Raw genomic sequence first — 13,415 nt, forward strand, 5'->3', positions numbered from 1 at the left:
AAGTGACTGGGGTGAGCGAGGACAAATTCGTCAGGAACGAATTTGAACGCAGTTCACTGCGCCCGTAAGGGCGAGGCCCAGGGATGGGCCGAGTTATTGCCAACGCACATGCAACTTGAAGTATGACGGGTATATACCCATCATTTTTCATTAGGGTATGTACTGAGCATCATTGGGTCTTCAGGAAGTAATACAATGATCATCCGGCCAGAACAACACTGGTTTTTTCGTCTGTTTGACTGGCACGGTTCCGTGCTGTCAAAAATTGTTTTCCGCCTGCTATTGAACGTCCTGATGTCGGTCATCGCCATCATCAGCTATCAATGGTATGAACAACTTGGCATTCATTTAACCGTTGCGCCATTTAGCCTGTTGGGGATCGCGATTGCGATTTTTCTCGGCTTTCGTAATAGCGCGAGCTACAGCCGCTTCGTTGAGGCGCGTAATTTATGGGGAACCGTGCTGATTGCCGAACGAACGCTGGTGCGACAGCTGAAAAATATCCTTCCAGCCGAGGATGAAACGCATAAAACATTAGTCAGTTACCTGGTGGCGTTCAGCTGGAGCCTTAAGCACCAGTTGCGTAAAACCGACCCGGCGGTCGACCTCTATCGCCTGTTGCCGAAAGAAAAAGTGGCGGAAATTCTCGCCAGCTCAATGCCGACTAACCGAATATTATTATTGATTGGTAATGAGCTAGGTAAGCTGCGCGAGCAGGGTAAGCTCAGCGATATTACCTACGGCTTGATGGATAATAAACTCGATGAGTTAGCCCATGTCCTGGGGGGCTGCGAACGTCTGGCGAGTACGCCGGTGCCGTTTGCCTACACCTTGATTTTACAGCGCACGGTGTATCTTTTTTGTACGTTGCTGCCGTTCGCGCTGGTGGGCGATTTGCATTACATGACGCCGTTTGTTTCGGTGTTTATCTCCTACACCTTCCTGTCATGGGATTCGCTGGCGGAAGAGCTGGAAGATCCGTTTGGCACCTCGGCCAACGACCTGCCGCTGAATGCAATGTGCAATACCATTGAACGTAATTTGATGGATATGACCGGGCAACATCCGTTACCGGAAAAAATGCAGCCCGATCGTTATTACAACCTCACATAAAAAAACGCCGGGCGGGTCAGCCCGTCCGGCGTTTAGTATTAGTGAGTGCGCATTCCTGCCGCCGTCATCAATAGCTTAAAGAAGGTGGCGACCACGCCGAGCGCCAGCACGCTGGCCCCCCAGATAATCACCAGCCACATCAGTTTATGCCAGAACGGACGATGATGCGTCGTTAACGTTTTATCAGATTGAGTCGCCATCAATGATACCCCTCATCGGGTTTGATTTTGCCGCGGAACACGTAGTAGCTCCAGCAGGTGTACATCAAAATAACCGGAATGATCAGCAGCCCGCCGACCAGCATAAAGCCCTGGCTCTGCGGCGGCGAAGCGGCCTGCCAGATAGAGATAGCCGGTGGAATAATATTTGGCCAGATGCTGATCCCAAGGCCGCTGAACCCGAGGAACACCAGCGCCAGGGTGAGTAAAAACGGCCCATAGCTGGCCTCACGATTATAGGCGCTCCGGACAATCCCCCAGCAGCAAACCAGCACCAGCAACGGCACCGGCATAAACCAGATGATATTGGGGAAGGTAAACCAGCGGTGAGCGATTTCCGGGTGAGTCAGCGGCGTCCAGATGCTGATAATAGCGACCACTGCTAACAACGCCAGCGTCAGCGGGATCGCCAGCTCGGACATTTTGCGATGCAGAGCGCCTTCAGTTTTCATTATCAGCCAGGTGCAGCCCAGTAAGGCGTAGGCAATCACCAGCCCGACGCCGCAAAATAGCGGGAAGGGCGCCAGCCAGTCGAGGGTTGAGCCGCTAAATTCGCGACCCGTGACGCTGAGGCCGTTGAGCAGGGTGCCTACGGCGATCCCCTGACTAAACGTCGCCAGTAGCGAACCGCCGATAAACGCCTTATCCCACAACGGGCGATGTTCCGGCGTCGCCTTAAAGCGAAACTCAAACGCTACGCCGCGGAAAATCAGCCCCAGTAACATGGCGGTTAACGGGATGCTGAGCGCATCGATAATCACCGCGTAGGCCAGCGGAAACGCGCCATACAGCGCCGCGCCGCCCAGCACCATCCAGGTTTCATTGCCGTCCCACACCGGCGCCACGCTGTTCATCATCATATCGCGGTCGGTTTCATTTTTATTAAACGGGAACAGAATGCCGATCCCGAGATCGAAACCGTCCATCACGATATACATCAGAGTGGCAAAAACGATGATCGTGAACCAGATAATTGACAGGTCGATACCCATATTATTTTCTCCCCGAAGTATTCATAGGTTCGCGTACCGCTGACAGCGGGCGGGCAGGGGTTTGGTTCTGAGTCGGGTCCTCCGGCGTGTGCGCACTTTCCGGCCCCTTTTTTATCAGGCGAATCAGATACACGTAGCCGACGCCAAACACCGAGGCGTAAACCACGATAAAGGCCAGCAGGCTGATGGACATATGCAGATCGCCATGGGCGGAGACCGCATCCCGGGTGCGCTGAACGCCATAGACTACCCACGGCTGGCGGCCAATTTCAGTGGTAAACCAGCCTGCCAGTAGCGCGACCAGCCCGGAAGGGCCCATCAACAGGGCAAAACGCAGGAACGGTTTTGACGTGTAAAGCCGGCCACGCCAACGCAGCCAGGCGCTGACCACGCCGAGCAGTACCATTAACATACCCAGCCCGGCCATCACCCTGAACGACCAGAAGATAATGGTGGAATTTGGGCGATCTTCTTTCGGGAAACTTTTTAAGGCCGGAACCTGTTTATCGAGGCTATGAGTCAGGATGATGCTGCCAAGATAGGGAACCTCAATTTTATATTTGGTGCGCTCCTCATCCATATCCGGCAGACCAAACAGCACTAATGGCGTGGCTTCACCCGGTTTATTCTCCCAGTGTCCTTCAATCGCGGCGATTTTTGCCGGTTGATGTTCGAGCGTATTCAGGCCGTGCGCATCGCCAATCATCGCCTGAATGGGGGCGACGATCAGCGCCATCCACAACGCCATCGAGAACATCTTGCGGATTGCCGGCGTGTCATTGCCTTTCAGCAGATGCCAGGCCGCCGAAGCGCCGACGAAAAAGGCGCTAGCAAGGAAGGCGGCGGTGGACATGTGCAGCAGGCGATACGGGAATGAAGGGTTAAAAACGACCTTCAGCCAGTCTACCGGCACCACGATGCCATTCTCGATAATGTAGCCCTGGGGTGTATGCATCCAGCTATTGGACGCGAGGATCCAGAAAGTGGAAAACAGCGTGCCCAGCGCCACCATACAGGTCGCGAAGAAGTGCAGTCCGCGGCCGACGCGATGCCAGCCGAACAGCATGACGCCAAGAAAGCCGGCTTCGAGGAAGAAGGCGGTCAGGACTTCATAGGTCAATAGCGGCCCGGTAATACTACCGGCGAACTGCGAGAACCCGCTCCAGTTAGTGCCGAACTGATAGGCCATCACCAGTCCGGAAACGACGCCCATACCAAAATTAACGGCAAATATTTTTGACCAGAAATGGTAGAGCTGGCGGTAGGTATCCTCTTTTGTTTTTAACCACAGCCCTTCCAGTACCGCAAGGTAGCTGGCGAGACCAATGGTAATAGCGGGGAAAATGATGTGGAAAGATACAGTAAATGCAAACTGTATCCTGGCTAAATAAAAGGCATCTAATCCGAACATGGCTCACCCCTGTACGACATTACTTCATTGTATTTATGGAATATTTTCTGCATAGCGGATACGGCTTTACCTGGGCAAAGCCTCCTGTTGATGACAATTAAATTACGGCGTTGACGGGCATTGAAATATGTTAATGCCCTTGATAATAAAGTTTAAAAATAATTCTTTAATTATCAAATAGGTTAAATTTAACACCCGATAGATAACATCTATTATACAACACGAAATGAGATGTTATTATTTAGTTAACGATTAAAGTCGCTCATTTCATTTTAACCAGACATTTAGTTAAAGATTAAAAACAACGAGTTAACCCTGTCATTTGCTATTCATTGCAAAATGAAATGCGGTATTTCCCGCTTAATTAATGTGGTTATTTAACATCACCGCAAAAAAACGTGACCAATGTTGTTAATAACATCCGCTAGCTGAAGAGAGTATTCAGGAGTTCATATGAATAAGAAAAAACGCGCTGTCCCCGGTGTTCATCCCTATGATGGCCCAGCGGGTGGATGGGGGGCGTTAAAAGCGACCGCCATCGCCGTGCGTACGCAAATGGACACGCTTGACGCCCCGGTCACGCTGCTGCGTACCAACCAGCCTGACGGTTTTGACTGCCCCGGCTGCGCATGGCCGGATAAAGAACATAAATCAACCTTCCAGTTTTGTGAGAACGGCGCGAAGGCGGTCACCTGGGAAGCCACCAGCAAACGCGTGACGCCAGAGTTCCTCGCTGCCAATACCGTGACCTCGCTGCTGGCGAAAAGCGACTTTGAACTGGAAGGGTACGGACGTATTACCCATCCCTTGTCTTACGATCGCGAAAGCGACACGCTGCGCCCGGTCTCCTGGGAAAGCGCGTTTTCCCGCATTGGCGAAGTATTACAGGGCATGCAGCCCGATGAAGTTGAGTTCTATACCTCCGGGCGCGCCTCTAACGAAGCGGCATATCTGTTCCAGCTTTACGCCCGCGAGTTCGGCACCAATAACTTCCCGGACTGCTCTAATATGTGCCACGAGGCGACCAGCGTCGGTCTGCCGCAATCGATCGGCATCGGCAAAGGCACGGTGTCTTTGGATGACTTTGATAAAACCGAACTGGTTATTTCCATCGGTCACAACCCCGGAACCAACCATCCGCGCATGATGGGGACGTTGCATGAACTGTCCCGCCGCGGTGTGCCGATTATCGTCTTTAACCCGCTGCGTGAAAGGGCGCTGGAGCGTTTTGCCGACCCGCAGAACGTTATTGAAATGGCGACCTACAGCTCAACTATTATCGCCTCAACCTATTTTCAGGTGAGAGCGGGCGGCGATGCCGCGGCGCTGAAAGGGATCGCTAAGGCATTACTGGAGATCGAAGCGGACCAGGGCCAGGTGCTGGACCAGGCGTTTATTAACGAGCACACCCTCGGCTTCGATGCTTTTGCCGAAGATTTACGTCAGACTAGTTGGCCGGAAATTGAGCGTGAGTCCGGATTAACCCGCGACGATCTGCAGCGCGTTGCCGTTGCCTACGCCAAATCCAACGCCACTATCGTGACCTATGGCATGGGGATCACCCAGCATAACAAAGGCACCTCTAACGTCCGGTTGATTGCCGACCTTCTGCTGATGCGAGGCAATATCGGCAAACCGGGAGCCGGGATCTGCCCGCTGCGCGGTCACTCTAACGTGCAGGGCAACCGTACCGTCGGCATTACCGAAAAACCGAGTGCGGAGTTTCTGAATAATCTTGAAAGCGTGTTTGGCTTTGCCGCTCCACGTGGACATGGTCACGATGCGGTGAAAGCGCTGCAGGCAATGGTTGCCGGCGAAGCGAAAGCGCTTATCTGTCTTGGCGGTAATTTCGCGGTGGCGATGCCGGATCATGAGCAGGCGTTCCCGGCAATGCGCGGGCTCGATCTTAGCGTGCACATTGGCACCAAACTGAACCGTTCGCATCTGCTGGTGGCGAAAGAGACCTTTATTCTGCCTTGTCTGGGCCGCACCGAACTTGATATGCAGGAGAGCGGACGTCAGTCGATTACCGTGGAAGATTCGATGTCGATGGTCCACGCTTCATCCGGCAAACTGAAACCGGCCTCTGACCGACTGCGCTCGGAACCGGCTATCGTCGCCGGGATGGCGACGGCGACGCTGCCGAACAGTAAGATCGACTGGTTATCGTTGGTGGCGGATTACGACCGCATCCGCGATCTCATCGAGCACACTATCCCCGGATTCGAGGATTATAACGAACGTATTCGTCATCCGGGCGGTTTCCGAATGCCGCTGCCGCCAACCGAGCGGATCTGGCCGACGCCGACCGGCAAAGCGATGTTCTCGGTGTTCAAAGGCGTCCATGAGAACAGCCGGGTTGACGGCGACGACGTGATGCGGCTGGTTACGCTGCGCAGCCACGATCAGTACAACACCACGATTTACGCGATGGACGATCGCTATCGCGGAGTGTTTGGCCGCCGCGATGTGCTGTTTATGAACGAGCAGGATATGGCCGAGCAGGGGCTGGAGCATGGCGACCGCGTCGATATTTTCACCGCGCTGCCGAACAGCGATCTGCGCCTCGAGGATATCACCGTGGTTGCATACAGCATCGCGCCGGGCACCGTTGGCGCCTATTACCCGGAAGCCAACGTGCTGGTGCCGCTGGATTACATCGATGAAGAGAGCGGAACGCCGTCGTACAAGTCAGTTCCTATCCGCCTGACGCTGCGTTCGAAAGAGGTGCGCGCCGTTCCCGGTCTGCGTTAATTTGCTGAATGTTGCCAGTGGCCTAAGACCGGGCCACTGGCAAATGGCATCTTGAAATAAGCCCCCACCGCAAGTAACATTTAAATAACATATCTTATCGCAGCTGTGTTCTGCATCGCGTACACGAATGACCAGCGGACGTCACTATTCTGGAAGTTAAGATGGACATTAAACAGCTGAAATATCTGATCGCGCTCGATCAGACGCGCCATTTCGGTCAGGCCGCGGCGGCCTGTCATATCACCCAACCGACGCTTTCAATGCGTATTCGCAACCTGGAAGACGAACTTAATCTCACGCTGATTCAGCGCGGCCAACGCTTCGAAGGTTTTACCCCGGAGGGGGAGCGCATTCTGGCCTGGGCGCGGGCGCTGCTGGCGGCGCACGACGGCCTGGCGGCAGAAGCGGCGATTTGTCGCGGCCAGATGGTGGGCCAGTTACGCGTAGGCATGGTGCCGTTAGCCAGCCTGAACCCTATGCAGCTTATCAAACCGCTGGCGGAAAAATACCCTGAACTGCAGTTCAGTCTGCTGTCGATGACCTCTGAGCAAATTATCGACGGCGTCAGCCGTAATCAGCTCGATCTTGGCATCTGCTATCTGCACCACGTCGATAGCGAATTATTTAACGTCACCTGGCTGCCGAAAACGCGAATGGGCCTGCTGCACGACAGTCGCCATTTCCAGTTTGACGCCGGTATCCCCGAGTGGGAGACATTAGCGGGACTGCCGCTGGGTTTCCTTACCAAGGGAATGTATTATCGTGAATCGATTGAAATGAGCTTCAAAGCCAAAGGGTTAACGCCGAAATATGTCTTTGAAAGCGATTCGACATTTCAGATAATCCAGGCGGTCCAGGCCGGGATCTGTTGTGCCATCATGCCGCTCAATAACGGCCTGGAGGCGTTGAGCGACAACCTGGCGATTATTCCCATCGCGGAAACCGAGGTTGACTCCACGCTTGCGCTCATCATGCGTAACCAGGAGCCGGTGTCGTCGCTGGCGGAGAAGTGCTTCGCCGATGCGCAGGCGATTTTCGGCGAAACGTCAGAAACTTAATCGGCGGCAAAATGCTGTTGCATGAAATCGAGCCAGACGCGAGAACGAGCGGGTAAAAAGTGGCGTTCGCGATACAGCGCCACGAGATGTAGCGGTGCCGCCGGTAGTTCCAGTTCAATCACCTTTAACTGACCTGAGGCGATAAACGGGCGGCAAGCCTGTTCAGCAAGGATGGCGAAACCCACGCCGGCGACGGCGGCATGAAGAGCGATCTCTCCGCTATTCACCCGAAAATGGGCCTGTACGTTCACTTTTTTAAACGCGTTCTGTGCGGTGATGAATTGCCAGGCTTGCCCCTTCAGCGCGCTGACGGTGGTGATGCAGGGAAGCGAGGCAAGCTGCTCGCAACGTACTGGCTGTCCGCATTTTTCCAGCAGCGAAGGCGCAGCGACAACACAACAGGGAAACGTCGCCAACGGCCTGGCGATATAGCTGGCATCCTCCATTTTTCCACGGACGATGGCGACGGCAATATCAATATCATCTTTAAGCGCATCGGCACCGGCAAGGCTGACCACGCAGCTTACTTCGATTTTGGGATAACGCGTGGCGAACTGCGCCAGCAGGGGGCCAAAAAGCGTCGGTCCAATTTCGTTAGGCAGACATAAGCGCAACAGCCCCTCAGGATCGGCCTGCTGTTGAGTCAAGGCCGCTTCGGTTGCCGCGAGCTCATCGAGCAGGGGACGCATGCTGTTAAAAAAAGCCTGTCCGGCATCGGTGAGATGCATGTGTCTGGTGCTGCGCTGGATAAGCCGCAATTGCAGTTTTTCTTCCAGTTGAGAAATCTGGCGACTGACATTTGACGAAGGCATACGTAACGCCCGCGCCGCCCCGCTGAAGCTGCCGTTTTCCACGACATTCACAAACACGCGTAGTGCATTCAAATCCAGTTTACTCACCGCCGATTATCCCATTTTTGATAATTAACCCGCCCATTTTTACCGCCTTATGCGCTTTTTTACTAGCCGATAAACTGATGCTCCCCCTGATGAGAGGACGTGTAATGACCATAAATCTACGACGAATGGGTGCGATTATCGCTTTTATCCAATTTACCAACGCGCTGGAATATATGATTTTCAATCCGCTATTTGTCTACATGGCGCCAACTTTCCAGGTGCCGGTGAGCTGGGCAGGTTATGTCAGCGGTATATACACGCTCGCATCGGTCATTTCTGGCATTGGCGCGTGGCGCTGGGTGGGGAGGCTTAATCCGCGAACGTTTCTGCTGGTTAATATGGCGTTACTGGGAGCGTTAACGCTGATGGTGCTGGCCACCCAGCATTTCATATTACTGTTGGTGCTGCGCTTTTTTGCCGGGATCTTTGGCGGAATGACGATGGGGGTGGCCAGCAGTTTATTGATCAACGCGGCGGACCAGCAACAACGCGCGCGCTTGTTGGCAACGGTCATTTCGGCCTTTTCGCTGGTCAGTATTATCGGCATGCCCGCCATGTTGTTTCTCTGCGCACGTTTCGGCTGGCAGACGGCGCCGGCATTGATTGGCGTTCTCTGCCTGCTGGCGCTTATCATGATCTATGTTGGCCTGCCGAAGACTTCCGGCTGTGCAGGCTCTGGTACAAAGATACGCATCACGCCAACGATGCTGTTATTCGCCAGCGGCAATGCGTTAACCCAGTTTAGCCCGATGCTATTACTGCCGATCCTGGTGCCTTTGCTGATGGGCAATATGCGGGCAAGCAGCGAAGCGCTACCGTGGTTGTTCTTTCTCGGCGGTATAGCGGGATTCGCGGCGACAAAGTTGAGCGGCAGTCTGTGTCAACGCTTTGGCGGCTATCGGCTGAGCCTGGCGGCAACCGTAGTTTTTATCATCAGTTTGCTGATGGTGCTTTGGCTGGACGGTGCGAATTGGCTGTTCATGATTGCCTTCCTGGGAGCATCTTATAGCCGGCTGGTTGCCTCCTCGGCGGTGGCGATTCGGTTCCCGGACGATACCTGGCGAGCGGGATTTACCACTTTGCAAGGAGGTTTCATGTCCTTCAGTACGGCGATTGCTTTTGTGCTCTGTTCAGTGTGGCTGGCCGACGGCGAGATGAGTCAGCAGGCGTCTACGGGGTTGATTGCATTTAGCGGAGCTAGCGCCTTGCTGCTGCCATTTTTACTGCGCTATCAAGAAAAAATACTCGTACATAACGCCGCCGAACGGGTAACCGGCGGCGTTGGTGAGCTTTAAATATTTTCCAGGCGAATTCCCCGGGTTCTTGGCCCAAATATGCCGACCGACAGCATAACCATCAGCATACTGGCGACGATAAAACTAATCACCCCTGGCGTTCCGGCATATTGCAGGATCACACCAATCATAATACTGGTGACCGCGGTAGACAGACGGCTAAAGGAGTAACAAAAACCTACCGCCCGGGCGCGTATATGGGTCGGGAAAACTTCGGCCTGGTAGGCGTGATAGCTGATGGTGAGCCAGGCATTAGACCAGGTGATCATAAAGCCGCAGATAACCAGCAGTATCGGGTTATTTTGTAAAGCGAACAGTGTGCCGAAGATGACCGTCATTAGCGCTGACAGGACAATTTGCCATTTGTTTTCAAAACGATGGACGAAACGAGTGCAGAACAGGCAGCCAAGCGGGTAGGCCAGGGTGATAAAGAAGGCGTACAGCAGGCTATGGGTAATACTGGCGCCCTGGCCGGAAAGCAGCGCGGGCAGCCAGTTACCGAAACCAAAGAAGCCGATGGCCTGGAAGAAGTTCATCACCATTAACATGAGGGTGCGTTGCCGGTACTGCGGCGCCCAAATTTCTTTAAAATTACCGCGTTGCGGCGCCGATACCGCCGGGCTGGCATGGCGCCGGGAAGGCGATAAACCGCAGCGTTGCTCCATTTCACCCATGACCCGGTGCGCGTCATCGTGGCGGCCTTTGCTTTCCAGCCAGCGGGCGGATTCCGGCAGCTTTTTGCGGATGACCCAAATGACCAATGAGCACAGTGCGCCAAGAATAATCACCCAGCGCCAGCCGCTCAGGCCGAGGATGGTCATTGGCACCAGTAGCCAGGACATCAGCGCCACTGTCGGTACCGAGAGAAACTGAATGAAGAAAGCATACGCGAAGGCTTTATTGCGTAAATGCGTCGGCATCCACTCGCTGAGATAAGTATCAATAGTCACTAGTTCAATTCCCAGGCCGATCCCGACCAGGAAACGAAAGAAAATGACCCCTTCAGCGCTATTTTGCAGCGCCATAATCAGCGAAAAGATGCCATACCACGCCAGCGCGAACATAAAGGTCAGACGGCGTCCGAGCCTGTCCGCCAGCGGCGCGAGCAGGCTGGCGCCGATAAACAAGCCCATAAAGGTCGAAGAGGCGAAGGCCGCCTGATCCGCGATACCGAATACCCCGTCTTTCCCGGTATGGAAAATATTCTCGGCGAGCAGACCGGTGCTGATATAACCGGTCTGGAACAGGTCGTAGAGTTCGAAAAATCCGCCTAATGCCAGCAGTGTGATAAATGACCACAGACCGGGCGAGGAGGGCAGAGCGTCGATACGCGCGGTTAAGCTGTCGGGATGTTGTCCTGGCGGGCTAAAGGAGGCGTCGCCGAGAACCTGGGTGGTAGACATATTATTATTTTCCTCAGGAGAAATGTTTGCCTGCTAATGTTAATTGGTTGTTAATGGTTTTAAATTTTTAATTGTTAGCGGCATCACGATTTAACAGTCAGAAATCATGCTTAATGCGTTTATAGATGGCAAATATGCTGGTTTTTTGCCTGGCGTAGCGGCGGAATTGAAGTAAACGACCGGTGATGGAAATCAGAATAAGTGAAATGGTATCGTTGGCGAATATCACCTACATTTGCAGCGTGTACTCTGTGCATTTAAAGGAAAAGATCATGTTAAAGCGTCAGGTAGTAAAAGCAGCGTTGGCTATGGTGCTGTCCCTAACAATGGCTGCGGCACCGGCGCTTGCTAATCCCGGAAACGGTAATGGCAACGGTAATGGCAACGGTGGTCATGGTAATAGCGGCAACCATGGCAATAGTGGTAATAACGGCAACCATGGAGACAAAGGCAACAATGGCCATAGCGTCGGCCAAAGCGATAACGGCGCTGGCAAGGGACAGCGTAAGAACTACGGCAAACCGGATCACGTCAACAGTGATATCAGCTATACCACCGCTCGCGCGCTAGCGGTGAACTATGGCTTAACCGGCTATCAGGCGCTGCCTCCGGGGATTGCGAAAAATCTCGCGCGTGGAAAACCATTACCTCCGGGTATTGCCAAAAAAGCGGTGCCTGCCACGATGCTCAACCAATTACCTTATTATCCCGGCTATGAGTGGCGGGTCGTCGGGGACGATCTGGTTCTGATTGCGCTCAGTACCGCTGTGGTCACCGCGATTATTAATAGCGTATTTGATTAAACTGAAGCCCCCGGCGTTGCCGGGGGACTGGAGTGTCGTTATTCCTGATACAGCGCCAAAGCCTTGTTTAACTTGGCGGAGGCGATATTACTGAGTTGCGCATGAAAATCGTCATTGATTGTTGAGTGTAAATTACCGGCAAGGGTGTCTGCCGATTGCACATTCCAGCCGGTACCCAGCAGGCTCAACGATTCGTGCTTGTTCTTATAATATTCACTATCAATATTAAGTGCGGTGCCTTTAATTCCAAGGCAAGCGCCTACCAGATGGTGATGAAAACGGGTACTAATAATCTCACCATCAGCCTGAACCGGGATACCTCCATGCCAGACATGCGAGAAAGGATAAAACTGAATATCAGGGATGGCCTTCTGCAGTTCGACAAATGCCGTGTTGTCGGCGCCTGGAATAGCTTCTATATAACCTATTTTCTTGCCGCATTGATGCTGTTGCTGAAGGTAATCGGCAACCAGGGAAACAAGCTTTTGAAATATATCGTCTTCAGAAAGTTCATTCTGAATACAGCATAAAATATCCGGCAGATCGGGGCTATTGTTTTTGGATACCACATCCAGGTCATAACCCAGGAACACATCGTCCTGAGTATTTTCAACCGCAAATCGACTGGCCGTTGCGGGATCGCGAACGGAAAAATAATCAAATGAGGTTATCGCATCGTTAAAAATTTCAGCGGCAAGGAACTCTTCGTGCGGGTAAATGCTGATGCCGGTGGCAATCGTTTTAGCTTGCGAGACCTGTTTTAGCGCCTGGCAAGCGAACAGGATGGCATAGTTTTCTTTCCAGTTGGCATTGATATAGCCACCGCCGAGAATATGTACAATATCAGCAGAGCGTAAAATATCGATATTCAGGTCAATATCAGGAGAACCATAATCCTTAATAAGACTGGCAGTTTTATTATTTATATCATTTAGAATATCTACGGAACGCCAGCAGATTTTCCACAAGGTATTAATGGCTTTGAAGTTGGGATGATACTTCATAAACAACGATTGCACGTTACCTGGTTCAGGGGTATCTAACCAGACTTCATACTGTGGATAATTTTTATAAAGGAAAGATAGCCAGGTGGCGGTGATTAATTCATCGCCATAATTTGGTCTTCCGGAACATGAAACCAAATAAACTCTCTTGCTCATACCGTTTCCTTTACGTGGTTGTGTAAATTTGCTTAAATTATGATGGTATTTTGTACAGATAAATAAATAATGCGAATATTTAAGATGTTAATATAAATAACGTTTATCGTATAGGTATGTTGTCTGATTTGGTGATGGGGGTGGCACAATGTTCACGATAAGAGTTGTATGATGGCGGTCTGACGCATGGGCAGCCGACACGATTGTGCGCTGTGACTCCTCTGACGAGAGAGGTTAAACGAGAGCAAATCTAAACCAAACCTCACTGACGGGCTTACGGAGCTTTACTCCCGGCAAGTCACGTCTATA

Annotated in this window: 11 protein-coding genes; 5 read left to right on the top strand and 6 right to left on the bottom strand. The window is 52.6% G+C overall.

Translation table 11 applies throughout. The features are described from left to right. Positions 1-195: 195 nt before the first annotated feature. Positions 196-1,113, top strand: coding sequence for a bestrophin family protein (locus tag AC22LX_RS01655; RefSeq protein ID WP_045394194.1), 918 nt, complete (start codon positions 196-198; stop codon positions 1,111-1,113). 38 nt (positions 1,114-1,151) lie between these two features. Here AC22LX_RS01655 and AC22LX_RS01660 read toward each other — a convergent pair whose 3' ends face one another. Genes AC22LX_RS01660 through AC22LX_RS01670 form a run of 3 tightly spaced genes read right to left on the bottom strand, consistent with a single transcriptional unit; the run spans position 1,152 to position 3,734 of the window. Continuing rightward, positions 1,152-1,313 (bottom strand): DUF2474 domain-containing protein, encoded by a 162-nt coding sequence (locus AC22LX_RS01660; protein ID WP_064568862.1) that lies wholly within the window; start codon positions 1,311-1,313, stop codon positions 1,152-1,154. Next, entirely contained in the window at positions 1,313-2,323 is a 1,011-nt protein-coding gene (gene cydB, locus AC22LX_RS01665; protein ID WP_049059746.1) for a cytochrome d ubiquinol oxidase subunit II, read from the bottom strand. The genes AC22LX_RS01660 and cydB overlap by 1 nt, the downstream gene beginning before the upstream one ends. Before the next feature lies 1 nt (position 2,324). After that, entirely contained in the window at positions 2,325-3,734 is a 1,410-nt protein-coding gene (locus tag AC22LX_RS01670) for a cytochrome ubiquinol oxidase subunit I (RefSeq protein ID WP_063447137.1), read from the bottom strand. 453 nt (positions 3,735-4,187) lie between these two features. Between AC22LX_RS01670 and AC22LX_RS01675 the strand changes: the two genes are divergently transcribed. After that, positions 4,188-6,488: an FdhF/YdeP family oxidoreductase gene (locus AC22LX_RS01675; protein ID WP_487333693.1), complete on the top strand. Its 2,301-nt coding sequence runs from the start codon at positions 4,188-4,190 to the stop codon at positions 6,486-6,488. Between the two features lie 161 nt (positions 6,489-6,649). Beyond that, positions 6,650-7,546: a LysR family transcriptional regulator gene (locus tag AC22LX_RS01680; RefSeq protein ID WP_045394200.1), complete on the top strand. Its 897-nt coding sequence runs from the start codon at positions 6,650-6,652 to the stop codon at positions 7,544-7,546. Here the strand turns inward: AC22LX_RS01680 and AC22LX_RS01685 are convergent. Next, positions 7,543-8,445 carry a LysR family transcriptional regulator gene (locus tag AC22LX_RS01685; protein WP_049059748.1) on the bottom strand — a complete coding sequence of 301 codons (903 nt, stop codon included), beginning with the start codon at positions 8,443-8,445 and terminating at the stop codon, positions 7,543-7,545. The genes AC22LX_RS01680 and AC22LX_RS01685 overlap by 4 nt on opposite strands. Positions 8,446-8,549: 104 nt before the next feature. Here AC22LX_RS01685 and AC22LX_RS01690 point away from each other — a divergent pair, with 104 nt between their 5' ends. Further along, a complete protein-coding gene (locus AC22LX_RS01690) occupies positions 8,550-9,740 on the top strand; it encodes an MFS transporter (protein WP_487333694.1) in 1,191 nt (396 codons plus the stop codon). Here AC22LX_RS01690 and AC22LX_RS01695 read toward each other — a convergent pair. Next, positions 9,737-11,143 carry an MFS transporter gene (locus tag AC22LX_RS01695; RefSeq protein WP_045394207.1) on the bottom strand — a complete coding sequence of 469 codons (1,407 nt, stop codon included), beginning with the start codon at positions 11,141-11,143 and terminating at the stop codon, positions 9,737-9,739. The two genes, AC22LX_RS01690 and AC22LX_RS01695, sit on opposite strands and share 4 nt — an antisense overlap. 272 nt (positions 11,144-11,415) lie before the next feature. Here AC22LX_RS01695 and AC22LX_RS01700 point away from each other — a divergent pair, with 272 nt between their 5' ends. Continuing rightward, positions 11,416-11,946 carry an anti-virulence regulator CigR family protein gene (locus AC22LX_RS01700; protein WP_063447135.1) on the top strand — a complete coding sequence of 177 codons (531 nt, stop codon included), beginning with the start codon at positions 11,416-11,418 and terminating at the stop codon, positions 11,944-11,946. A 38-nt stretch (positions 11,947-11,984) separates the two neighbouring features. On the opposite strand, the gene AC22LX_RS01705 is transcribed toward AC22LX_RS01700, so the two are convergent. Beyond that, positions 11,985-13,106 (bottom strand): polysaccharide pyruvyl transferase family protein, encoded by a 1,122-nt coding sequence (locus AC22LX_RS01705; protein WP_063447134.1) that lies wholly within the window; start codon positions 13,104-13,106, stop codon positions 11,985-11,987. Between the last annotated feature and the right edge of the window lie 309 nt (positions 13,107-13,415).

It is taken from the genome of Klebsiella sp. PK01, from assembly GCF_057624675.1.

Excerpts from the sequence above, each read along its gene's own strand:
- AC22LX_RS01705 (WP_063447134.1), bottom strand. The coding sequence starts at position 13,106 with ATGAGCAAGAGAGTTTATTTGGTTTCATGTTCCGGAAGACCAAATTAT.
- cydB (WP_049059746.1), bottom strand. The coding sequence starts at position 2,323 with ATGGGTATCGACCTGTCAATTATCTGGTTCACGATCATCGTTTTTGCC.
- AC22LX_RS01680 (WP_045394200.1), top strand. The coding sequence starts at position 6,650 with ATGGACATTAAACAGCTGAAATATCTGATCGCGCTCGATCAGACGCGC.
- AC22LX_RS01670 (WP_063447137.1), bottom strand. The coding sequence starts at position 3,734 with ATGTTCGGATTAGATGCCTTTTATTTAGCCAGGATACAGTTTGCATTT.
- AC22LX_RS01695 (WP_045394207.1), bottom strand. The coding sequence starts at position 11,143 with ATGTCTACCACCCAGGTTCTCGGCGACGCCTCCTTTAGCCCGCCAGGA.
- AC22LX_RS01700 (WP_063447135.1), top strand. The coding sequence starts at position 11,416 with ATGTTAAAGCGTCAGGTAGTAAAAGCAGCGTTGGCTATGGTGCTGTCC.
- AC22LX_RS01690 (WP_487333694.1), top strand. The coding sequence starts at position 8,550 with ATGACCATAAATCTACGACGAATGGGTGCGATTATCGCTTTTATCCAA.
- AC22LX_RS01660 (WP_064568862.1), bottom strand. The coding sequence starts at position 1,313 with ATGGCGACTCAATCTGATAAAACGTTAACGACGCATCATCGTCCGTTC.
- AC22LX_RS01675 (WP_487333693.1), top strand. The coding sequence starts at position 4,188 with ATGAATAAGAAAAAACGCGCTGTCCCCGGTGTTCATCCCTATGATGGC.
- AC22LX_RS01655 (WP_045394194.1), top strand. The coding sequence starts at position 196 with ATGATCATCCGGCCAGAACAACACTGGTTTTTTCGTCTGTTTGACTGG.